Raw genomic sequence first — 21,852 nt, 5'->3', positions numbered from 1 at the left:
GGAATGATCCGCCTCGCCAGAGGTCTAACCACGCCCGAAGAGCCCCCGCAGGAAGCTCGACGGCGTGGCGGGCGCGGCGGGCTTGTCGTCGTGGCCCTGGCAGCGCTGCGACTTGGGCACGCCCGCCAGCGCCTGCTCAATGTGCTGCCCGCAGCCGGCCCAGGTGGGCTTGCCGCACCGCTTGCACGTCACCTTGCGACACATGATGTTCTCCTCTGGTTGTGGTGATCGGGTGATGAAAGAAAGGGGGAGATCGCGCCCGGGTGGCGCTCAGACCAGGGACAGGAAGATCTTCTCCAGCTCGTCCATGGTCAGCGCCCCCGGCCGGGAAGCCCCATTCGACGAGGCACCGGTCCCGTCGGTCTCGCCGACGCCGTCCCTGCCGTCCCGGCCGGCCGACGTCGTCCGCTCGCCGTCGGCGCAGGCCTGCATGGCGGTGGCGACGATGACGAAACCGGCCCGGTTCAGCGCGTGCGTCACCGCCGACAGCTGCGTGACGATCTCCTTGCAGGAGGCCTCGCGTTCGGCGGCGTCGATGACGGCGTCCAGCTGGCCACGTGCCCGCTTGAGCCGGTTGACGATGCGCCGCTTCGTCTCCGGATCGCACTCGAATCCCGGGGCCGCCGTCGCCTCAGCGCCTGCCGTCGTCGCGGCGGCACCTCGAGTTGCCGCATCTTGAGCCTTGGCCACGGCGATCACGCCCCCACCAGGTAGGAGTCGGCGGCGTCCCCCAGCCAGGCGCGCAGAGTGATCATGCCGCCGGTGAGAACCGAGGACTTCAGCCCATTACCCGCCAGGATCCGGTGGGCGATATTCGCCCGCACCCCCACCTGGCAGATCACGCCGATGGGGCGTCCCGCGGCGGCCTGCCGCACCTCCTCGATGCGGGCGCGCAGCTCGGTGTGCGGAATGTTGAGGACGCCCGGCACCATGCCGCGGGCGACCTCGGCCCTCGTGCGCACGTCCAGCAGCAGGTGGGTCTGGCGGACCCGCTCCAGGTCGCGCACATCCCACACCTCCACGGTTCCGTTCAGGACGTTCGCCCCCAGCATTCCGGCCAGGTTCACCGGGTCCTTCGCCTGTCCGAAGGGTGGGGCGTAGGCCAGGTCCAGGTCGATCAGGTCCGCAACGCCCAGCCCGGCGCGGATGGCCGTGGCCAGCACGTCGATGCGCTTGTCGACGCCGTCGCGGCCCACGCACTGGGCGCCGAGAATCCGCCCGTCCGGTGCGAAGCTGACCGACAGGTGCAACTGGGATGCCCCCGGGAAATAGCCGGCATGCTGGTTGGGGTGCAGGTGGATGGTCGTGTACTCGATCCCGGCGGCGTCCAACGCGGCGCGGTTCGCGCCGGTCATCGCCGCCGTCATACCCCCGGCGCGCACGATGGCCGTGCCCAGGGGTGCGGGGATCGGGCGGGCGTGGTCGGGATCCATGATGAAGTCGGCCACCAGCCGCCCCGCTCGGTTCGCCGGGCCTGCCAGGGGGACGGGACGCCGCGCCCCGGTCACCGGATCGGTGGACACGGTGGCGTCGCCGACGGCGTACACGTGCGGCAGGTTCGTGCGGCCGTGCTCGTCGACGACGATCGCCCCGCGCTCCAGTTCCAGCCCGGAGGAGGCGAAGGCGTCGGTGTCCGGGCGCACCCCCGTGGCCAGGACGATCAGGTCTGCCCGCACGCGCGTGCCGTCGGCCAGGCGGACCTCGTCGGCGTCGGCGCCGTGGGTGATGGACTCGGCGGCGGTTCCCGTGCGGACGTCGACGCCGAGCCCGCGCAGCTCCTGGGTGATCGGGTAGGCGTGCTCCCGCTCCAGCGGCGGCAGCACGTGCTCCGCGTACTCGACGATGGTGGTGGCAATGCCGCGCTTGGCCAGCACCTCGGCGGCCTCAACGCCGATGAAGCCCGCGCCCAGGACGACGGCGGACCGGGCGCCCGCGTCCGCCCACTCCCGCAGACGGGCGGCGTCCTCAACGCTGCGCAGGGTGGCCACGCGCGGCGAGTCGAGCCCGTCGACGGGTGGGCGCGTGGCCTGCGCGCCGGGGGAGAGCACCAGGGCGTCGTAGCCGAGGCGCTGGACGCCGTCGGCGGTGCGCACGATCACCTCCTGCGCCTCGGGGTCGATGCCGACCACGTCGTGTCCGGTGCGCACATCCAGGTTCAGCCAGGCGCGCAGCCGCTCGGGGGTCTGCACCAGCAGGTCTTCCTGGTCCTCGATCTCGCCGCCCACGTAGTAGGGCAGGCCGCAGTTGGCGAAGGAGACGTGCCGCCCGCGGTCTAGGACGATGATCTCGGCCTCCTCGCTCAGGCGGCGCGCGCGGGCGGCACAGCTCATGCCCCCGGCGACGCCGCCGACGATCACCAGCCGGCGGGGCCGTCCGGAGCCGGAGGAGGAGAGCGCGGCCGCGCCGTCGTCGGGGCGCGAAGCAGCGGCCGGGGAGGAAACAGTTGGGGTCAACGTCGTGCCTTTCGCGTCGTCGTGCCGTGGTGCAGCATTCGGCGCCCATTCCGGGCGACCACCTGCGCGCGACAATACCCCAGGGGGTATTAACGGCGCCTGCCTCGCCGGTGTGACTTCTACCGCCACCCGACGTCAGGCGGCGATGGTGCCGCTGGCCACCAGCACGATGATCAGCAGACCCAGCAGCACGCGGTAGATGAGAAAGCCGGTGAACTTGTTGGAGGAGACGAAGCGGAGCAGCCAGGCGATCGTCGCGTAGGCCACCAGGCCGGACACGATCGTGGCGATCGCCGTTGCCCCCCAGCCGACCGTCGCGGAGATGTCCCCGGCGGCGGTGACCGCCTCCAGGGCGCCGGCGGCCAGCAGCGCCGGGATGCCCATGAAGAAGGACAGCCGCGTGGCGGTGACCCGGTCGAAGCGCAGAAACAGTCCTGCGGAGATGGTGGCGCCCGAGCGGGAGATACCCGGGAACACGGGCGCCAGCGCCTGAAAGCCGCCGATGATCAGGGCGTCCTTGAGGGACACCTCGCGCATGCCCTTGCCCGAAGAGGTGTGGGCGGCTCCGGTCGGCCCGTCGCTGCGCCGGTCGGCCAGCCACATGACACCCGACCACAGGATCAGTGCCCCCGCGATAACCCACAGGGAGCGGGCGGTCACCTCGATGAAGTCCTTGAACAACAGGCCCACCACGGCCACCGGGATTGAGCCGAGGATGATGCCCCAGCCGAGCGTGTAGTCGGGGTCGGTGCGCGCCTCGGCGTCGGCCAAGCCCTTGAACCAGGCGGTCACAATGCGCACGATGTCGCTCCAGAAGTAGACGACGGCGGCCAGGATGGCGCCCACCTGGATGACGGCGGTGAAGGCGGTCATGCCCACGGAGTCGATGTCGTAGTGCAGTAGCTTCTCAACGATGTTCAGGTGCCCGGTGGAGGACACGGGCAGGAACTCGGTGATGCCCTCGACGATGCCGAGGATGACGGCGTGCAGCCAGTTCATGAGGCTCCCAGCGATCGGGTGCGGTGTTTCCTGAGAGGCTACCGGGCATGGCCCGTCCCGTGCGCATCCGCGCGTGTGGAACCGGCCTCAGCACGACCGGGCCAGGCCCCACGCTCCGCCGCCCGACGACGGCGCCCCGGTACGCGTCGGACCGCGGCCCGCCCGGCGTCGTCGCCCGGGTCAGTCGGTCTCGGCCGACAGGCGCTCCAGGACCGCCTCATGCAGCAGGGTGTTGGTGGCGACGGCGCTGCCGCCCCAGGGGCCCGGCTCGCCGGACAGGGAGGTGAAGCGTCCGCCCGCCTCCTCCACGATCGGCACCAGGGCGCCCATGTCGTACAGTTCCAGTTCCGGCTCGGCGGCCAGATCCACCGCGCCCTCGGCCAGGAGCATGTAGGACCAGAAGTCCCCGTAGGCGCGGGTGCGCCAGCAGGCCTGCATCAGCGACAGCATGCCGCGCAGCCGCCGCCGCTCGGCCCAGCCGGACAGCGAGGAGTAGGACAGGGAGGCGTCCTCCAGGCTCGCCACGCTGGATACGTGCAGGCGGCGGGCCGAGGCCAGGGAACGGCCGGTCCAGGCGCCGCCGCCCCGCACCGCCCACCAGCGCCGCCCGAGCGCGGGCGCGGAGGCCAGGCCGACGACGACCTCGCCGTCCTCAACCAGGCTGATGAGCGTGGCCCACACGGGCACGCCCCGCACGAAGTTCTTGGTCCCGTCGATCGGGTCGATCACCCACTGGCGGGGGGAGTGGCCAGTGGTGCCGAACTCCTCTCCGAGCACGGAGTCGCGGGTGCGGGCGCGGGCCAGGTAGTCACGGATCAGGCGCTCGGTCTCACGGTCGGCCGCGGTCACGGGGGTCAGGTCGGGTTTGGTCTCCACCTCGAAGTCCTGGGCGTCGAAGTGTGCCTGAGTGAGCGGGTCCACCTGGTCGGCGATGGTGTGCGCCAGGTGCAGGTCGTCGCGCCAACGGCGCTCCGCTGCGGGGGACGTGGGGGAGGAACCGGCATTGCTGCTCATGGCACGAGGGTAGACGGATGTCGCGCGCTTCCGGCTCCGACGGGGCCGAAGGACACCCGATTACCGTGGCGGACGGGGCGCGGACTCCTACCGCAGGAGGAGCATGCGCGGGCCGAAGGTCGTAGGCGGCGGTGAGGCTTTGGTACCGCAGGACCCCGAAAAGATCCGTCGAAGTGAGGTTTCGGGTCTTGCGGGTGGTTCGTAGCGTGAGTCTCAGCCGTCCGGATGCGGTCGGAACCCAAGCGAAGGAGCCCCACCCATGCCCGCCATGCTCGACCTGCGCCGCACCCTGGCCGCCCTGGTGGCGGTGGCCATGAGTGCGGCCCTGATCGTCTTCAGCTTCATCATCTCCGACACCGCTGCCACCCAGATGACCGCCGCCGCCCGCGCCAGCGTGGGGGACGCCGACGTCGTCATCCTGCCCGAGTGGGGCGGGGAACTGTCCGAGGAGGCCGCCGGCACCGTGTCGGCGGCCTCCGGCGTGGCCGGCGTGCGCAGCTACACGGAGGGAACCATCTGGATCGACCGCATGGGCAGCGGCGGCGGCACCGAGTTCACCTACGTGCTGGACGTGCCGTCACCGTCCGGCGGCACCCGCCTGGTCGAGGGGCGCCTGCCGCAGAAGGAGGGAGAAATTGCGGTCTCGCCCTCGGTCGCTGAGCAGGACGTCGCGGTTGGCAGTGCCATGGCGCTCAAGGAAGACCCGGTTGCCGCCCCCACCACCGCGGCCGTGGTGGGTGTGATCGCCCCCGGCCCGGAGATCACCCGTTGGAGCACCGCTGAGCAGTACATCTTCGCCACCGCCGACGAACGCGCCGCCCTGGGGCTGTCGACGGCCCCGGCGGCCCTTTACGCGAGTGCCACCTCGGGTACGAGCACGCAGGACCTCATGGACTCCGTCTCACAGGCCCTCGACGCGGTCGGCCTGGACGCGAGCGTCTACTCCGCCTCAGACATCGTGATGATGCGCGCGTCAAACATGGGTGACATGAACTCCACCACGCAGATGCTGTTGCAGCTGCTCGGCCCGGTGTGCGCGGTGGTGGCCGGGATCGTGATTGCCACGACCTTCTCCACCCTGGTGGCGCGGCAGGCCCGGCAGACCGGGCTGCTGCGCTGTATCGGCGCGGGCCGTGCCCAGGTGTTCGGTTCGGTGCTGCGCAGCGCCCTGGCCACCGGCCTGGCGGGCTCGGTGGTGGGCACTATCCTGGGCGTGGAGCTGGCCGCCCTGTTGACCCGCTCCGGGCTGGTGGACGGCCTGGAAGCGCGCTATCTCACCGTCAACCGGCAGACGATAGTGCTGGCGGTGGTGCTCAGCACCGCGGTGACGCTGGTGGCGGTGGTGCGCCCGGCCCGGCAGGCGACCCGCGTATCCCCGCTGGTGGCCCTGACCGGGCAGGTGGCCGACGAGCGCTCGCTCAGCCGTCGTCGGATGCGGACCGCCGCGGCCGGGGTGGTGGTGGCCCTGATCGGTCTGGGCATCACCTGGCTGAGTATGTGGGCGCAGGTGGTTGTCTACACGGCCGTGGGCGCGGTGCTCCTGGTGCTGGGCGTGCTGGCGGGGCTGCCGCTGCTCGTCGTCGGCGGTGCCCGACTGGTGGAGTGGCTCGGTGGCGGTGCCCGTCGGCCCGTGCTGCAGTTGGCCGCCCGCAATCTGGCCCGCAACCCGGGGCGCGCCGCCGCTACCACCGCCTCCCTGCTGGTCACGGTCACGGTCGGAGCCACACTCCTGTCCGGCATTGCCAGCGTCAACGCCTCCATGAGCGCCCTGCTCGGCGCCAGCGCGCCGGTCGACATCCGGGTGGACGGGATCGTCGCCGCCGACGAGGCTGCGGCGCTGGCCGCCCGGGCCAAGAGTGCCGACGGCGTGGAACAGGCGGCGGTGGTCCCGCTACTGGACGTGGGCATCACCCCGAGCGCCTACGAGGCCGACGAGATCACCGTGTCCGCGGTGGACCCGGCCGCGGCCGCCCCGGTGGTGCGTTCCGACAAGGGCCTGGAGGGGCTGGACGACCACACCCTTGTCCTGGCCAACGACTACGGTCTGGCCGAGGGCACGGCCGTCACCCTCACCGGCTCCCATGGGAGCGCGGAGTTGACCGTGCACGTGGCCGAGGCCGGCCTCGGGCCGGTAGTGACCCCGGCGGTCGCCGAGGAGCTGGCGGGACAGGAACCGACGGCGTTGTCCCTGTGGGTGCGCACCACCGGGGACGGCACCGACACGAGCGTGGTCGACTCGGTGCGCGACGTGCTTCAGCGCCCCGACCTGGTGGTCAGCACCTCCGCCACCGAGCGCGTGAGCTTCAACAACGAGGTCAACCGCATTGTCACCATCATTGTGGCGGTGCTGGCCTTCACCCTGCTGATCACCCTGTCCGGGCTGGCCAACACCACCGACGTGAGCGTGCTGGAGCGCTTCCGGGAGATCGGGGTGCTGCGCGCCACCGGGGTGCAGCGCGGCCAGGTGCGGCGACTGTTCATCACCGAGGCGGTGCTCACCTCCCTGCTGGGCGGGCTGCTCGGGGCGGCTGTGGGAACGGTGTGCGGCATGGCGGCCGTGGTTGCCGTGTTCGGGCTCGACGCCGTAGACAGTCTGGTGTTGCAGGTGCCCTGGGCGGGACTGGTCGGGATTCTGCTGGCCGCCGCGGCCATCGGCGTGCTCGCGGCGCTGCGTCCCGCCGGCCGCGCCGCCGCCGTCGCCCCCGTGAGCGCGCTGGCGCAGGAGTAGCGCTCGGCCCGGCCTCGCCAATGCATTTGACTGCGCCACCCGCACCGAGCGGGTGGCGCAGTCACGTTGTTTCGGTCAGCGCCGACTCGACGTGGAAGACTCGCTTATGCCGGTTCCGGAGCATCATTCTGGGTGGCCCACTCGTTTTAGTCCCTACTGCGGGCCGCGGCTCGTACAGAGTATGCCGAAGTCAGGGATTACCCCGAGTCGGTGTGACCGTGGTCTCGTCCTGGAGGGTGAGACGGGGGTGGTGCGGAGGTAGTAGACGGGGCTGGAACTTTCGTCCGCGGGCAGTCAAAAGTTCCGACTTTCAGCGGATTTCCAACGGATTCTTGGGATTCTAGCGTTGATCACGTCAGCCAAAGCAATCCGTTACGGAGGAACCCCCCGATGTCCGTCCCCACCGAATCCACATACCTGGGCCTGTCCGGTGCCGACCCCGCCGCGCCGCGGGTGGTTGAGGCCAGGATGCTCACCAAGATCTACGGCACCGGCGGCGCGCAGGTCACCGCTCTGGACCAGGTCTCCCTGGCCGTCAGCCGGGGCCAGTTCGTCGCCGTCATGGGGCCGTCCGGTTCGGGCAAGTCCACCCTGCTGCACTGCCTGGCCGGCCTGGACACCCCGAACTCCGGCAGCGTGTTCATCGCCGGGAAGGACCTGGCTCGAATGAACGACCGGCAGCTGACGGCGGTGCGCCGCGACCAGCTCGGCTTCGTCTTCCAGGCCTTCAACCTGCTGCCGCAACTGACCGCGGAGGAAAACATCCTGCTGCCGCTGCGGCTCGCTCACCGCAAGCCCGAGCGGGACTGGTACAACGCCGTCATCGACTCCCTGGGGATCGGCGACCGGCTGGAGCACCGGCCCAGCGAGCTGTCCGGCGGCCAGCAGCAGCGCGTGGCGGTGGCCCGCGCTCTGGTGGGGCGGCCGGAAGTCATCTTCGCCGACGAGCCCACCGGCGCCCTGGACAGTGCCTCGGCCGCCTCCCTGCTGGAGACGCTGGCACGCATGTGCGAGGCCCTGGGACAGACGGTGGTCATGGTCACCCATGATCAGAACGCGGCCGGGGCCACCAACCGGATCGTCCGGCTGCGGGACGGGCGGATCGTCGGCGACGACGCGGTCGCCCGCCCCGCCGGCCAGCACGCCGCCCCGGCGGCCGCCATGCAGGGGGTGCGCTGATGCCCGCCATGCTCGACTTGCGCCGTACCGTGGCCGCCCTGGTGGCGGTCGCCATGAGCGCGGCGCTCATCGTTGTAAGCCTCATCATCTCCGATTCCTCAACCGCGCAGATGACGGCGGCAGCTCGCGCCTCTGTCGGCGACGCCGATGTGGTCGTCATCGCCGACAGTCACGATGACGCCACGGACGGGACCCTGCCCCAACAGGCAGTCCAGGACGTCGCTGCCGCCGACGGCGTGGCCAGCGTGCGTCCCTACATCGAAGGTTCGACGTGGATTGATCACCCGGCCGGTTCCGCGTACGTGTCACATGTCTTCGTGCTGGAGGTGCCCGAGATAGGCGGCGGCATACGCTTGACGGCGGGCCGCCTGCCAGACAAGGAGGGAGAGGTCGCCCTCTCCCCGGCCGCCGCGCAGGTCCAGGACCTTGAAGTTGGAAGTACCGTCTCCTTCAAAAAAGCGGCCACAGACACCGAAACAAGCTCGACTGCAACGGTTGTGGGCATAATTGAGCCTGGTGCTGAGATAACCCGACACGGTGCCGCTAGCGAGTATGTCTTCGCGACCGCGGAAGAACGTACGCTGCTCGGAGTCCCGGATACGCCTGTGGTCCTTTACGTGACCGGTGCGGCAGGCACGAGCACCGAGGCGCTCATGAATTCGGTCGAGCAGGCTGCCCAGATTTCTCAGCCGGGCGCGAGTGTTTACACCGCTTCTGATATCGCAGTCATGCGGACTTCCGAGCAGAGTGCGGTGGATTCGCTCACGATGACACTGTTCCAGCTGCTGGGGCCGGTATGCGCCGTGGTTGCGGGGATCGTGATCGCCACGACGTTCAGTACGATGGTTGCCCGGCAGGCGCGCCAGACCGGTCTGCTGCGATGCATCGGCGCGACCCGCCGTCAGGTGCTCGGATCGGTGCTCCGTACCGGGCTTATCACCGGGTTGGTGGGCTCGGTTCTGGGCGCCGGGCTCGGCGTGGGATTGGCCGCGTTGGTGTCACGCGCAGGATTGATTGATGGTTTGGAGCGGCAGTACTTCACGGTTTCTTGGCGTTCGCTCCTACTGGGGGTACTCATCGGCACCGTGGTAACGCTGGTGGCGGTGCTGCGTCCGGCCCGTCGCGCCACCCGGGTCTCGCCGCTGGTGGCCCTGACCGGGCAGGTGGCCGATGATCGCTCGCTCAGCCGTTGGCGCGTGATCAGTGCGATCGCGGGGCTGGTGGTAGTCGTGATCGGTTTGGTCATTACCGGATTGAGCATTCAGATGCGGGTCATCGAGTACACGGCGGCGGGTGCAGTGATTCTGGTACTGGGTGTGCTAGTAGGACTGCCGCTGCTGGTTATCGGCGCCTGCCGTGCCACGGAGCGACTCGCTGGCGGTGCGCGTCGGCCGGTGCTGCAGCTCGCCACCCGCAATCTGGCCCGCAATCCGGGGCGCGCCGCCGCTACCACCGCCTCGCTGCTGGTCTCCGTGGCAGTGGCCTCCACTCTGGTCACCGGCATTGCCAGCGTACGGGCATCAATGGATGGATATATCAGTAGCGGCAGTCCCATAGACATCCGGGTCGGCGGTATTCCCGCCGATGCTGATACGTCTGCACTGGCCGCCCGGGTAGAGAACGTGGATGGCGTTGACCGGACGGTCCTGGTGCCGACCTTCGATGTGGGAATTTCTCCGGGAACGACGGCGGACAACGAGATCACCGTATCCGCAGTGGATGTAGCTGAAGTCACTCCGGTCATTCGTTCTCATACGGGGTTGGAGGGGCTTGATGACAACACACTGATCGTTGGAGGAATCTACGACCTTTCCGAAGGGACGCCCGTAATGCTCACAGGACCTGCGGGCAGTGCCGAGTTGAACGTGCACGTGGAGGAGGGCGGCTTCGGGCCGGTCATTACGCCAGCGGTCGCAAAGAAACTGGTCGGGGACAATCCCACAATGACATCCCTGTGGGTGCGCACCGTCGGAGACGGCAGTAACGCTGCGGCAGGTTCGCAGGTGCATCAACTCCTACAGGGAGAGGGCTACTACATCACGACCGCGGCAGCAGGCCGCGCCACGTTTACCAATTACCTCAATTGGATCATCGCGGTTATCGCCGTAGTGCTGGTCTTCACACTCCTGATCGCCCTGTCTGGCATGGCCAACACCACTGATGTGAGCGTGCTGGAACGGGTCCGAGAGATCGGTGTACTGCGCGCAACTGGCGTGCAACGACGTCAGGTAGGGGGACTTTTCATCACCGAGTCGGTACTGACCTCGCTGCTGGGCGGCTTGATCGGAGTCGTCCTAGGGACGGTCATGGGCCTGGCGGGCGTTGCCGCGGCCATGGGAGCCGGCACCGGGTCAGGGCTCGTGCTGAGGGTGCCTTGGCTCGCACTGGTGGCGATCCTGCTGGCGGCTGCAGCCGTAGGCGTGCTTGCTGCCCTGCGCCCCAGCAGCCGTGCCGCATCGGTAGCCCCCGTGACCGCGATTGCTCAGGAGTGAGCCCCGAGTATGTCACGGGGGCAGGCTGCCGGCCTTATTGGCGGCGATGACGAGGCGGAGCCGGGAGCTCACCCCGTACTTATGCATCAGGCTGGACACGTGTCGCTTCACGGTGCTCTCCGCGACAGCCAGCGTGTCCGCGATTTCCGCGTTGGACATGCCATCGCACAACAGGGTGAGCACTTCCTGCTCGGCCGCGGTGATGCCGGGCGCTCGGTCCGGCATCACCGGGCGCAGGTGTTTGGCGACCAATTTGGATGCCGCATCCGGCGACAGAGGAGTCCCGCCGTCGTAAGCGGCGAAGACGGCGCGGACCACGTCATCCGGTTCGGCGCTCTTGAGGAGGAATCCGTTCGCGTGTCGGCCGAGTGCATCCATCATGACCGTGTCGTCGTCCAGACCGGTGAGCACCACGACGGCCGTGCTCGGAGACTCCTGTTTCAATCGCGACAACAGCTCCAGGCCGTCCAATCCGGGCATGGCCACATCGGTGAGGACGACGTCGGCATGGGTTCCCCGTAGAAAGAGAAGCGCGTCGGCTGCGGAGGCGAAGGCACCGAGGACCTGTATCCGCGGGGACTTGCTGAGGTAGGCCTGCAGGGCACGCAGTACGTAGACTTCGTCGTCGACCACGACTACCCGAATCGGTTCGACGTCGGCCTTCTCACCGGAATGGATATCAGAGGTTGGCACGCCGCTAAGCTTAGGTCGGAAATCGTCCTCGCTGAACGTTCCTCACCATGCTGCACTTCCTCCCTCGATCCTCTCCTGTTGCCGGCCATGACGAGCCCGGCGCATGGCATCCCACGCTGCGCACTCACCTGCTACACGTGGGCATGGCGGGTTTCTTTTTCACCTTCGCGTTCTTCTTCACGTCACTCCCGAGAGAACCGGTGGCGATCAGCCTAACTGCGCTGGCCGCCCTTGCCCTGCCTCTGACCTCGGTCGCTCCGGTGGTCGGTACCGCAATGAGCATAGTGGTTACCTGGGTTGCAGAATCTGTCCCGCAGGATACGGGGCTCTTGGCCTCCACGGCCGCGTGGGGTGTGGTCGCTATGCTGCTCGCACGTGGCCTTCCCCGGTGGACGGTTTACTCGCTTGCCTGCATCATCACGCTGCCGGTGTTGTTACTGCCCGCTGTCTACGAGCCCTTGTGGGCTGCGTTCGTGTGGCCGGTCACCATGGGCGTTCCCAGCCTGGTGCTGGGGGAGATGCTCCGTCAGCAGCGTGATCAGGCTCGCCGTGACGCCCGGCGCAGGCGTGAGGCCCGGCTTCGACAGCGCAGGCTCGTGGCCTCGGAACTGCATGACACGGTTGCGCGCGACCTCACCTACGCGGTGATGGCGGGCGAGCAGCTAAAGATCGCCCACGCCGGTGACGAGCAACTGAGCCGGGAACTCGACTCAATCATCGAGCCGGTGCGCGCTGCGGTAGCGCAGTTGCGACGCGGCCTACAGAGCGTGACCACAGACGACGGCGACGCTGACCTATTTCGTATGACCTTGAGGCCGCCGCGGCCGATTGATCAGACCTTAGCGGATGCGCGTCGTGCGCTCGCCGATCGCGGGGCCTCGCTGGAGGTCGACGGCGTGCAACTGCTAGCCGAAGAGCTCTTCACCCCAGGCACGCACCAGCAGGTGCTACGAGTCGTCGGCGAACTCGTTGACAACGCCGCCAAGCACACAGCCGCCGATGGATTGGCCAGAGTAGCGATAGATATCGATGACGGTGTTTTCGACTGCATGGTCACCAACGCGGTCGATGCGACGCAGAATTCGGACGGCGCATTGTCCTCCGGCCTGGGACTGGCAGACGCGCGGCGTCGCGTGGAGACCCTCGGCGGTGAGTTTGTCGTAAACCGGGGCAAGGCACGGTGGACGGTGACCTTCAGCGTCCCTGTTCGAGCTACAGCCACTGGGTGACAGGGGGACAGCTGATGAGATCGCCCACATCAATGGTGGTACGGCCCCAAGAACTTCTCCCCGTTCAGGTGGATCATGTGTGTGGGCTCTGACGCCAGCCAGACCTCCGTCTCCCAGGCCAGGTCGGGGAGGAATCTGCGTATGACCGAGCGATCAGGGAAGCAGGACACATATACGAGGTCGGCGGTTGATCGTGAAAACAGGCTGGACAGCTCGCTGTAGCGAATGTGGTCCACGGGCCCGTGGGTTGAGCTCCTCCATGACCATCGCCTTGATGAGGACGTTCTGTCCGCCTGCCTTCAACGTGAAAGTATCCCCCTCGGGCGTGGTCACGGGGATACGGGCTAGATCGCGGGCAGCTTGGTACTTGGCGGCGAGACTGCCCGCCTCAACGACGTACTCCTCAATAGCGGGGCCGAAGTCGGGGGTTCCGTAGAGCTGGATCGTCAGCAAGGCCTCCGGATTCAGCCGGTAGTTGTTCTTCGACGAGTTGGTCGCCCGCGAAGGGGCGTCGTCGTTGCGGAGTATTGCCTGCCTCCTGGATGGTGCTCATGCGGCCTCCATGCGTGTCATGCCCATTACCCTGCGGATGGCCTCTTCAGGATCATGCGTGCTCTCGCCGAGTCGGCGCAGCTGGTCCAGGCTGGGGAACCGCATCTGCCGCAGATCACCGGCGTTGACCTGGGTATGGCCGGAGAAGACTCGGAAGTAATCGTCAACCGGTTTCGAGTTCAGCCAGACCGCTAAGCCGACAGCAACCTCGGGGTCCAGCCCGTGCCCAGCGCAGTGGATGTAGTTCAACTTGTTGTCGAACGCTGGCTGCCTGCCGTCGTCGGACCACACGGCGGCGACCAGGCGCCGCTTCTCCTCCTTCGCGGAGAAGCGTTTGACCAGAACATATGTGCCTGCCGGGACCAGGAACTTCGTGCGCACCGGTTCGGTCGCACGGAACCACTGCGGTTTCCTCACGCTATCGCGGGGATGCACTACTCGCTGCCGGGTGATATTGGCCGGGTACACCATCGGTACGGCACCGTCGGACGGCTCGTATGCCAAGTATTCACGGGATCGGAAGTCCACCACGCGTCCGGTTGAAACCGTCATGCCGAGGTCGGCAAGCGTGTATCTGGCGCAGTTCATCCACTTGACCGCCTCGGCATCCTGTGAGGATGCGGGAACGAACACGAAGTCATTCGTGACTACCTGAGCTGCCGATACATGTCGCGTCACGGGCGTGTCATGGTGATCCACGGATGAGGAGAGACGAATCGTGTCCGGCTGTGGACCGTTTATGGCAGACACAATGATCGTCTCCTGAAGTACTCCCAGGTCGCCGAATACCTCGGAACGTGACTGGAAGGTGTGGATGGCGTCGATCCCAAACGATGCCAGCAGAGTGCGACGGAAGTGGCTGAAGTAGGTGCCGTTCATCCACGAGCGCGGTGTGATGGAGACCTGCTGTCCGCCGGCGTCCAGCAGGAGTGCGCCAAGCGCCATGAAACCAGCGTAGATATTGGGAACGGCTATGCCTGCGCTGCGAAGATCGGAATCCAGCGTCGAGCGAGAGCGGATCTTGTGGTATGGCGGATTCTGAATCACCAGGTCGAAGTGCTCATCCGTGTGCAGCGCCCACTGCACGAAGTCGCTCTTGACCAACGACGTGCGTACGCCCGAATCGGCAGCACAGAAGGCTCCCCAGTGCCGCCTGGCGCCGGTTCGCGGCACGCTCCAGAAGATTCATGCCAGCCAGCGTACCGGTCCGGTGTGACGCGAACTTGCTGACTAATAATCGTCGGTGCGGAGAACTGCATCCGGACGCTCGGCCAAGTCGAGCGGGTCCTTGAATGAGCCTGCTGCTGCACCGACACGGGTGAGGGGAGCCGGGCTGGTGGTGGCTCGGCTCCCCTCGGTGGTTCGGGATCATGAATCAAACGGATTAGCGCAAGCGTTCAGGCCCTCTTCTCGCCCTCGACCACCTCGCGGTCATCCATCGCAACGGTGGCGCGCGGCGTCTTCGAGCCGGTCTCGGGGATCGTGAAGTAGATCAGCAGGCAGATCAACACGATGACGCTCATGTAGATCGGGATCCAATTCGGGTGGCCGGCGTTGATGAACGCGGTGGCGATGAGCGGCGCGGTGCCGCCCAGGGTCGCGATGACGAACTGGTGCGCCACTCCGATGCCGGAGACACGCAGCGAGGCCGGGAAGAGCTCCGCCTGGATCGTCGGGTAGACAGCCTGCCAAATACCCAGGACGACCCATCCGCTGGCGGCAACGGCGACGTAGACGCCGAATCCGGGATATTTGAGAGCCATCATCAGGGGGTAGAAGAGGAGAACCATGCCGATGGTGCCGATGATCGGGAAGATTAGGCGCCGCCCGATGCGATCGGAGAGCCAACCGCAGAAGGGCACGACCATGACGAGAATGCACAGGCCAATCACCGAGCCGGCAAGAGTCGAAGTCTTATCGCGGCCGGAGGTGAGTTCCGCGTAGGTGGGCAGGAAGGTCGCCCAGGTGTAGTAGGCGACGGCGGGAGCCGATAGGGCGGCGGTCTGGAGCAGCTGCTTGGGGTAGTGGCGCAGGAGATAGCCGACGCGCCCCTTCGAAGACTTCTTGTTGGTCTTCGACTGCGCCTCGTATTCAGGGCTCTCGTCGGAGTGAGTACGCAGAAGAAGCCCGAAGATGCCGAGGATGCCACCGAAGATGAAGGGAACGCGCCAGCCCCATGCGTCAAGAGCCTCGGGAGAAAAGGCCGCAGTCGACAGGGCGGCCGCGCCGGTGGCGGCGAGAGTCGCCAGGCCGGAAGCCGTGTTCGAGAAGGAGCCGTACAGGCCGCGGCGGTTGGCCGGAGCATGCTCGACCATGAAGGAGATCGCCGACTGGGCCTCGCCACCGGCGGAAATGCCCTGCATGACACGGGCGATGACGAACAGGATCGGGGCGGCGACGCCGATGGTCTCATAGCCGGGCGTCAGGCCGATGATCAGCGCACCGAGGGCCATGCCCGACACCGACAGCGTCAGGACGATCCGGCGACCGAAGCGGTCCGCGAGGGGCGAGATGATGAATCCGGACATCGGTCGGATGATGAAGCCGATCGCGTAGGTCAGGAAGGCGGCCAAGAGGGAGGCGAGTCGGGAATCGCTGGGGAAGATGTGCGGCGCGAAGATGGCCGCCATCAACCCGTAGACGTACCAGTCGTACCACTCGACGAAGTGGCCGACCGTTCCGGCAATGAGGTTGATGGTGTGGGGCCGAGCCGATGCCTGAGCGGTAGGCGTCGGCTCAGCGACCGCAGGTGGGTTCGTCGACATTGAGAGCTCCTGGTGGATGTGGGGCAGCGGCATTCGGAGAGGGCAGCGGTGCACGACCCGAACGCAAGGCGATTGCGCCTTGCCGCTATGAGACCGATTGCTGAGATCGGTTGCAATGAGCGTACGCATCGTGCCATGATCTTGTCAACCACATCACCACCACGGAGGACAAAGATGTTCAAGAAGCTCGCTACCCTCAACACGATCCACGACTCGGGCGCAGTGCTCATCGTGCGCCTGCCGGAACTCGACAGTGCGGAGCGGGTCTGCCACGCCGCCATCAAGGGCGGGTTCCACGCGCTTGAAATCCCCCTGACCGTGCCGGGGGCCATCGGACTGATCAACCGCCTGTCTGAGCAGTACGGCGCGGATGGAGTCGTCGTCGGAGCCGGAACGGTCCTTGATGGTTACGCCGCGTACGACGCGATCTCCCACGGAGCCTCGTTCCTCGTGAGCCCGCAGCTCAACCCTGAGATGATCCGAGTCGCCAACCGCTACCAGATCCCGACCATCAGTGGGGCCTTCACTCCGACGGAGGTTGTCAACGCGGTCGAGGCCGGAGCGGACGTCGTCAAGATCTTCCCCACGGAGAACAACGGGATCCCCTTCGCCAAGGCCCTCCTCGCCCCGCTCGGCCAGGTCGCCGTTCTGCCGGCCGGCGGCGTCACGGCCGACAACGTTAAGGACTGGTTCGACCTGGGGGTACTCGCCGTCGGCGTGGGCTCCGCAGTCACCAAGGCCTGGCAGCACGACGGCGACTTCACCCGAGTCACCGACGCGGCCCGTACCTTCATGGCAGCTGTCGAGGCGGTCGATCGGTGAGCACGCCCACTGTCTACATCATCATCGGCACGGCGGGCTCGGGTAAGTCATTGCGGGCCCGGCGAATCGCCCACCACCTGCACGCCGCCTATCTGGACAAGGACGCGATGAGCAGCCGCTTTGTGGAAGCGGGACTGGTCGCTGCCGGCTACGAGGCCGGAGATCGGGAGTCGAATGACTACTACACCACGACGCTGCTGCCCCTCGAGTACGACTCCCTGCTCGACGTCGCCGGCCAGAACCTGCGCCTGGGCAACTCGGTCGTCCTCGATGCCCCCTTCAGTCCGTTCCTCGCCGACCCAGAGTTCGTCGCCTCGGCCCGTCGGCGCTTCGGCTGGCCAGCCGAGGCCCGCATCAAAGTCATCCAGATCCACGTTGCGCCCGAACTGCTTAAAGCCCGCCTGCGCGCGCGCGGACTGGCCCGCGATGCCGCGAAACTCGCCGATTGGGACTCCTACTGGGCACAGCACGGCAACGTCACCTGCGCCTGGAGAGGCGTCGAACTGCGACAAATCCACAAGGACACCGACGAGGACGACGAACTCACCGACGACTCCAACCTCCTCATCTGATCCGCCCGTTCAACCTCAAGGAAGAGACCATGACACTCAGCGGAAACACCACGATCATCGCCCACCTGGGCTACCCCACACGCACCTTCAAATCGTCCCTGATCTGCAACCCCTGGTTCGACGCTCACGGCCATGACGTTTGCGTTGTGCCAATGGGCATCAAACCGGATGACTACCCCGCGTTCTTCCGCGCAGTCATGCGGCTGACGAATCTGCGCGGAGCTCTGGTCACCATGCCCCACAAGATCTCCACGATGGAACTCGTCGACGAGGTGACCGCCACCGCCGCCATCGCTGGCGCAACGAACGCCGTCCTCCTGCGCGACGATGGCACCACCATCGCCGACCAGTTCGACGGCGCGGGCTTCGTCCGCGGCATGCGCGGCAAGGGTATAAATCCTGAAGGCAAACGCGCACTCGTCGTCGGCAGCGGCGGCGTCGGCTCGGCGATTGCGGCCTCGTTGGCCGGAGCCGGTATCAGCGCGATCGCCCTGTCGGATCCGAACAACGCGGCCTCCGAGGCCCTTGGCGAGCGCATCCACAGTTACTACCCGAATGTGGAGCTGCGGATCGGATCGAACGATCCCGAGGGATACGACGTCGTCATCAACGCGACTCCCCTCGGCATGAAGCCCACCGACCCGATGTCGGTCGATGTCGATCGAATCGCGCCCGGGTCCTTCGTCGGCGACGTAGTGCTGAGCACCGACGACACCCCCTTCCTCCGGGCTGCATCCGCGCGCGGCTGCACAGTCCAGGGCGGATCGACGATGCTGCTCGAGTTGATCCCGGCCTACCTCGAATTCTTCGGCTACCCCGGCGCGACCGCCGAGGAACTGCGCGCCTCAGCGCATCACCTCTTCTCCTGATTCGACCGTGCCCGCAGCACGCAGGCGCTCGGTGACACCCGCGGACAGCGCGAGCGGCACTACTCGCGAAGGCGGCCCCGCAGCCATCGTTGGCTACGGGGCCGCCCGGCCAATTCTTGGCCGGTCACTTCTTGGCGTGGCTGGACCAGACACGACCGGGCTGCTCGTCGGTCGGCAGTCCGCTGACTTCGAGGATGCGTTCGAGCAGCTGCTGGGTTTTCACCGCCTCTGCCCCCGAGACCAGCGGGACACCACGGTCCCGGACGCGGTCGAGGAAGTGGTGGACGGCGCCGGCGAATCCCATGGTCTCGGTGGCCGTGGCCCAGCCGAAGTTCTCAGGCGTCATCTCACGCAGCGAGGTGCCCTCCGGACGGGTGATCGTCACCGAGTCGGGGGCGACCACAGATGCGGACGTCATCTGCCCGTAGGCGTCCAGCCTCTCATTCCAGCCACCCGCGTTGCGCGCTCCGACGACGACGCCGGTATGCCCGTTGTCGAAATGGATCAGCGCCGAGATCCCATCCTCCTGCCACTTGTCCTCTCCGGCCGCATAGGCGGTGACCTCGACGGGCTCACCGCCGCAGAACCAGCGGACGAGGTCAACCATGTGAATGGCGTTCTCGAAAGTGGCACGGTATTCGGATCCCGCGCGGTTCTTCTGAGCGACGCAGAAGCTTGCACCGGTCTCACCGAAGGAATCGTGCGCAGCGGCATATACCGGGGCGAAGCGGCGGTTGAAGCCGACCTGGAGGATACGGCCGTTCTTCTCGGCGGTCTCGGCGAGCATCTGCGCGCCGGCGGCGGTTGTGGCCAGAGGCTTCTCGCAGAAGACGTCGACGCCCGCTTCCAGCGCGGTCTTGGTCATGGCGAGGTGTTCGGAGCGGGGGGTCAGGATGAAGACCGCGTCGAGTTCCTGGGCGTCGAGCGCTGCCTCAAGTGTCGGGTAGGCGTTCTGGAAGCCCCAGCGGCGCTTCACCGGTTCGGGGTCGGGGAGAATGCTGACGAGTGCAGCCATCTCGACGTCGTCGCGGGTGACGAGCGTCGGCAGCTGGGCGATGGTGGCGATATTGCCGTGGCCGACGACGCCTACGCGAAGGGCGTTGCTCATGCGTTTGCCTCCTTGAGAATCTTGTTGAGATTGATTGCGGACTGCGCGAAGCCGACGGCGGGTTCGGGCAGGTCTTGGGGGTGCCAGCGGTACTCGTATTCGAGCGAAAGGGCTCCGTCATAGCCGGTGGCGATCAGCGCGCGGAGGATCTCGGGCCAGGGGAGTACTCCTGTACCGACCACGCGCGAGCACACGGCCCGTTCATCCGCCTCGACGCGGGCGGTTCCTGCGGCGCGGAAGGGGGCATCGGGGTCCTTGAAGACGAGATCTTTTACGTGGACGTGGCCGATGAGATCGCCCTGCACCGTGAAGGCCTCCTGCCAGGTCTCGTCGTGGGTGAAGGTTAGATTCGCCTGGTCGTACAGGACGCGGGCACCGGCATCGTTGACCTCACGTACGAGCTTGGCGGTGTCGGCGGCGGTTTGGGTCATCGTGCCGAAGTGGTTCTCCACGCAGAGCACGGTGTCGGCGGCACGCGCCTCGGGCCCAAGAACCGCCAGCGCCTCGCGCAGCCTGGCCCAGTGCGCCTCGTGCTCGGTGTCCCCGGGATGCCAGGAGCCCGCGTAAACACGGATTGCCGTGGCCGAAAGGATATGCGCGGCGTCGATGCAAGCCCGGAACTCATCGATCCCCGAGTTCCATTCGGCGTCATCGAGGCTATTGATGGAGGTGGTGTAGGGGGTGAGCCCGATAATCGGCACACCCTCGCCGTCGGCGATGCGGGCGGCCTCGGCTGCGGCGCGCGGATCCGCCGTGGGTATGCCGCTGGGATAGTCGTCCTGATAGATCACTTCGGCGGCCTCCAGGCCGGCGCCACGGAAGAGGCGCAGTGCCCCTGCCAGGTCGTGGTCTGGAGTGCCCATGGTATGGCCGGCGATAATCACGGTTCATTGCTCCTTCGGGGAGGTCCAGTCGGCAGGGCCGACGAAGTGCGGGGGATTGGCGACGCGGGAACGGTCCACGAGTTCCATGAGGAGCCCCCACGGAGTGACCAAGTAAATCCAACGGTTTCCGGCGACCAGGGGACTATCGGCTCCAACCTCCTTGCGCTCGCCGAGGATGCGCACCCCCTCGATGGTCTTCAGATGAGCCACTGCTGCATCGACGTCATCGACGACGAAGCACAGGTGGTGGCCGCCCCGGTCGCAGTGCCGGGGATGCTCGGTACGCTGGCCATCGGCCTGCCACTCGAAGAGTTCGACATTGAGGTTCGGGGGCAGGCGGAGCATGGCAAGGGTCAGCGAAGCATCGTCGGGGACGTCGAAGTTCACGGACATGTAGTCCCCATCCGGGCCGCGCTGCGAGCGGTAGAGTTCCTCGGCGCCGAGCACTTCGACGAAGAAGTCCACGGCTTCATTGAGGTTGGGCACGGTGAAGGCGGCGTGATCCACGTACTGCAGACCGGGCATGAGCCGATCGGTCATGAAATCCTCCTTGTCGATGAGCGGATGAGCAGATCTGGTTCGAGTACTACATGCTCGACCGGCGCGCCTTCCGCCACTCTCTGGGCGACGGCCAGGGCGGTGGCGCCCATCTCCGTGATGGGCTGGCGCACTGATGTGAGCGGCGGGTTGAACGAGGCACCCAGCGGTAGTCCGTCGAAGCCGGTGACGGAGATGTCCTCGGGAACGCGAATCCCACGCGTGCCGAGCGCGCTGATGAGCCGAAATGCGACGAGGTCGTTGCCCGCGATAAGGGCGGTGGGACGCTCCTGCATCACCAGGATCTGGTCGGCTACGGACTCGCCGAGGTCGGCGCCCGGGGTCGCGGACAGCTCGCAGGGCACCAAGCCGCGTTCCTTGGAGAGGGTGAGATATGCCTGACGCCGATCGGCTGCGGTGCGAGTGCCGGCAAGTCCCGAGACGTATGCGATCGCCGTATGCCCGAGTTCGCAAAGGTGTTCCAACGCCAGGGCGATTCCCCGAGCGTTGTCGAGGCTGACGGTGGAGACCCCGTCCGTGCCTTCGCCCCGGTCGATTATGACGCCGTGGCGTCCGAATCCGGCGATACGAGCGCCGTCGGGGTACTCGTGGGAGTAGGGTGCGATGATCGCGAAGGGGGCGTACATCGATCGCATCGCCTCGAGATAGCGCGTCTCTGCCGTGGGGTCGTTGCCGGTGACGCACAGGACCAATTGGTATCCGCGTTCATCAGCGGCAGCCGTCATGGCTTTGGCCAGCTCCGCGAAGTACGGGTTGGTGATGTCGGGGACGAGGAGGGGCACCAAGGTGCTGGTCTTCGTCCGGAGGGCCTGGGCCAGGGGACTCATCTTGTACCCCAGTTCCTCGGCCACGCGGAGCACATGCTCGCGGGTGGACTGCTTGACGGCTTCCGGACGCGAGAATGTGCGTGACACGGTCGATCGGTGAACACCGGC

Annotated in this window: 21 protein-coding genes; 7 read left to right on the top strand and 14 right to left on the bottom strand. The window is 67.0% G+C overall.

What is annotated here, in order from left to right; all coding sequences use genetic code 11:
• Positions 1 to 24: 24 nt before the first annotated feature.
• The 5 genes from ACGLYG10_RS00760 to hisN all read right to left on the bottom strand — a co-directional run bounded on the left by ACGLYG10_RS00760 (position 25) and on the right by hisN (position 4,466).
• Positions 25 to 204, bottom strand: coding sequence for a hypothetical protein (locus ACGLYG10_RS00760; protein ID WP_073327108.1), 180 nt, complete (start codon positions 202 to 204; stop codon positions 25 to 27).
• Between the two features lie 66 nt (positions 205 to 270).
• The gene (locus ACGLYG10_RS00755) at positions 271 to 699 is read right to left on the bottom strand and encodes a metal-sensitive transcriptional regulator (protein WP_244542520.1); all 429 of its coding nucleotides are present in this window, start codon (positions 697 to 699) and stop codon (positions 271 to 273) included.
• The gene (locus ACGLYG10_RS00750; protein WP_432416220.1) at positions 696 to 2,357 is read right to left on the bottom strand and encodes an FAD-dependent oxidoreductase; all 1,662 of its coding nucleotides are present in this window, start codon (positions 2,355 to 2,357) and stop codon (positions 696 to 698) included. Before ACGLYG10_RS00750 ends, ACGLYG10_RS00755 begins: the two co-directional genes overlap by 4 nt.
• 231 nt (positions 2,358 to 2,588) lie before the next feature.
• Positions 2,589 to 3,452 carry an undecaprenyl-diphosphate phosphatase gene (locus ACGLYG10_RS00745; RefSeq protein ID WP_073327107.1) on the bottom strand — a complete coding sequence of 288 codons (864 nt, stop codon included), beginning with the start codon at positions 3,450 to 3,452 and terminating at the stop codon, positions 2,589 to 2,591.
• A 180-nt stretch (positions 3,453 to 3,632) separates the two neighbouring features.
• Positions 3,633 to 4,466: a histidinol-phosphatase gene (hisN, locus tag ACGLYG10_RS00740; RefSeq protein WP_073327105.1), complete on the bottom strand. Its 834-nt coding sequence runs from the start codon at positions 4,464 to 4,466 to the stop codon at positions 3,633 to 3,635.
• A 259-nt stretch (positions 4,467 to 4,725) separates the two neighbouring features.
• Between hisN and ACGLYG10_RS00735 the strand changes: the two genes are divergently transcribed.
• The 3 genes from ACGLYG10_RS00735 (at position 4,726) to ACGLYG10_RS00725 (ending at position 10,865) form a co-directional block, all read left to right on the top strand.
• Positions 4,726 to 7,194 (top strand): ABC transporter permease, encoded by a 2,469-nt coding sequence (locus tag ACGLYG10_RS00735; RefSeq protein ID WP_073327104.1) that lies wholly within the window; start codon positions 4,726 to 4,728, stop codon positions 7,192 to 7,194.
• A gap of 390 nt (positions 7,195 to 7,584) precedes the next feature.
• Positions 7,585 to 8,373 carry an ABC transporter ATP-binding protein gene (locus ACGLYG10_RS00730; RefSeq protein WP_073327102.1) on the top strand — a complete coding sequence of 263 codons (789 nt, stop codon included), beginning with the start codon at positions 7,585 to 7,587 and terminating at the stop codon, positions 8,371 to 8,373.
• A complete protein-coding gene (locus tag ACGLYG10_RS00725) occupies positions 8,373 to 10,865 on the top strand; it encodes an FtsX-like permease family protein (protein WP_073327101.1) in 2,493 nt (830 codons plus the stop codon). The genes ACGLYG10_RS00730 and ACGLYG10_RS00725 overlap by 1 nt, the downstream gene beginning before the upstream one ends.
• Positions 10,866 to 10,877: 12 nt before the next feature.
• Here ACGLYG10_RS00725 and ACGLYG10_RS00720 read toward each other — a convergent pair whose 3' ends face one another.
• Entirely contained in the window at positions 10,878 to 11,558 is a 681-nt protein-coding gene (locus ACGLYG10_RS00720) for a response regulator (RefSeq protein WP_244542519.1), read from the bottom strand.
• Between the two features lie 47 nt (positions 11,559 to 11,605).
• On the opposite strand from ACGLYG10_RS00720, the gene ACGLYG10_RS00715 reads away from it, so the two are divergent.
• A complete protein-coding gene (locus ACGLYG10_RS00715) occupies positions 11,606 to 12,787 on the top strand; it encodes a sensor histidine kinase (RefSeq protein ID WP_073327099.1) in 1,182 nt (393 codons plus the stop codon).
• 29 nt (positions 12,788 to 12,816) lie between these two features.
• Here the strand turns inward: ACGLYG10_RS00715 and ACGLYG10_RS16290 are convergent, their stop codons facing one another.
• The 4 genes from ACGLYG10_RS16290 to ACGLYG10_RS00695 all read right to left on the bottom strand — a co-directional run bounded on the left by ACGLYG10_RS16290 (position 12,817) and on the right by ACGLYG10_RS00695 (position 16,104).
• Entirely contained in the window at positions 12,817 to 13,023 is a 207-nt protein-coding gene (locus tag ACGLYG10_RS16290) for a BsuBI/PstI family type II restriction endonuclease (RefSeq protein WP_073327097.1), read from the bottom strand.
• Positions 12,941 to 13,315: a hypothetical protein gene (locus ACGLYG10_RS16930; RefSeq protein ID WP_211482962.1), complete on the bottom strand. Its 375-nt coding sequence runs from the start codon at positions 13,313 to 13,315 to the stop codon at positions 12,941 to 12,943. The genes ACGLYG10_RS16290 and ACGLYG10_RS16930 overlap by 83 nt, the downstream gene beginning before the upstream one ends.
• A 21-nt stretch (positions 13,316 to 13,336) precedes the next feature.
• Complete coding sequence (locus ACGLYG10_RS00700; protein WP_170866419.1) at positions 13,337 to 14,512, bottom strand: Eco57I restriction-modification methylase domain-containing protein; 1,176 nt, start codon at positions 14,510 to 14,512, stop codon at positions 13,337 to 13,339.
• Positions 14,513 to 14,736: 224 nt separating this feature from the next.
• Positions 14,737 to 16,104, bottom strand: a complete 1,368-nt coding sequence (locus tag ACGLYG10_RS00695; protein WP_073327093.1) for an MFS transporter — start codon at positions 16,102 to 16,104, stop codon at positions 14,737 to 14,739.
• Between the two features lie 174 nt (positions 16,105 to 16,278).
• On the opposite strand from ACGLYG10_RS00695, the gene ACGLYG10_RS00690 reads away from it, so the two are divergent.
• From ACGLYG10_RS00690 to ACGLYG10_RS00680, 3 genes are read left to right on the top strand one after another with little or no spacing between them, the layout of a single operon-like run.
• Positions 16,279 to 16,926: a bifunctional 4-hydroxy-2-oxoglutarate aldolase/2-dehydro-3-deoxy-phosphogluconate aldolase gene (locus tag ACGLYG10_RS00690; RefSeq protein WP_073327091.1), complete on the top strand. Its 648-nt coding sequence runs from the start codon at positions 16,279 to 16,281 to the stop codon at positions 16,924 to 16,926.
• Positions 16,923 to 17,498 (top strand): P-loop nucleotide/nucleoside kinase family protein, encoded by a 576-nt coding sequence (locus ACGLYG10_RS00685; protein ID WP_073327090.1) that lies wholly within the window; start codon positions 16,923 to 16,925, stop codon positions 17,496 to 17,498. The genes ACGLYG10_RS00690 and ACGLYG10_RS00685 overlap by 4 nt, the downstream gene beginning before the upstream one ends.
• Positions 17,499 to 17,527: 29 nt before the next feature.
• A complete protein-coding gene (locus tag ACGLYG10_RS00680) occupies positions 17,528 to 18,367 on the top strand; it encodes a shikimate dehydrogenase family protein (RefSeq protein WP_073327088.1) in 840 nt (279 codons plus the stop codon).
• A gap of 124 nt (positions 18,368 to 18,491) precedes the next feature.
• Here the strand turns inward: ACGLYG10_RS00680 and ACGLYG10_RS00675 are convergent, their stop codons facing one another.
• From ACGLYG10_RS00675 to ACGLYG10_RS00660, 4 genes are read right to left on the bottom strand one after another with little or no spacing between them, the layout of a single operon-like run.
• The gene (locus tag ACGLYG10_RS00675) at positions 18,492 to 19,475 is read right to left on the bottom strand and encodes a Gfo/Idh/MocA family protein (protein ID WP_073327087.1); all 984 of its coding nucleotides are present in this window, start codon (positions 19,473 to 19,475) and stop codon (positions 18,492 to 18,494) included.
• Positions 19,472 to 20,359: a sugar phosphate isomerase/epimerase family protein gene (locus ACGLYG10_RS00670; RefSeq protein WP_073327085.1), complete on the bottom strand. Its 888-nt coding sequence runs from the start codon at positions 20,357 to 20,359 to the stop codon at positions 19,472 to 19,474. The genes ACGLYG10_RS00675 and ACGLYG10_RS00670 overlap by 4 nt, the downstream gene beginning before the upstream one ends.
• Before the next feature lie 3 nt (positions 20,360 to 20,362).
• Positions 20,363 to 20,899 carry a VOC family protein gene (locus ACGLYG10_RS00665; protein ID WP_073327083.1) on the bottom strand — a complete coding sequence of 179 codons (537 nt, stop codon included), beginning with the start codon at positions 20,897 to 20,899 and terminating at the stop codon, positions 20,363 to 20,365.
• Positions 20,896 to 21,831: a LacI family DNA-binding transcriptional regulator gene (locus tag ACGLYG10_RS00660; RefSeq protein WP_244542518.1), complete on the bottom strand. Its 936-nt coding sequence runs from the start codon at positions 21,829 to 21,831 to the stop codon at positions 20,896 to 20,898. The genes ACGLYG10_RS00665 and ACGLYG10_RS00660 overlap by 4 nt, the downstream gene beginning before the upstream one ends.
• Positions 21,832 to 21,852: the final 21 nt, after the last annotated feature.

This window comes from Actinomyces glycerinitolerans (genome assembly GCF_900098745.1).
Taxonomy (GTDB): Bacteria; Actinomycetota; Actinomycetes; order Actinomycetales; family Actinomycetaceae; genus Actinomyces; species Actinomyces glycerinitolerans.
This window is presented reverse-complemented; position numbering and strand designations above follow the sequence as displayed.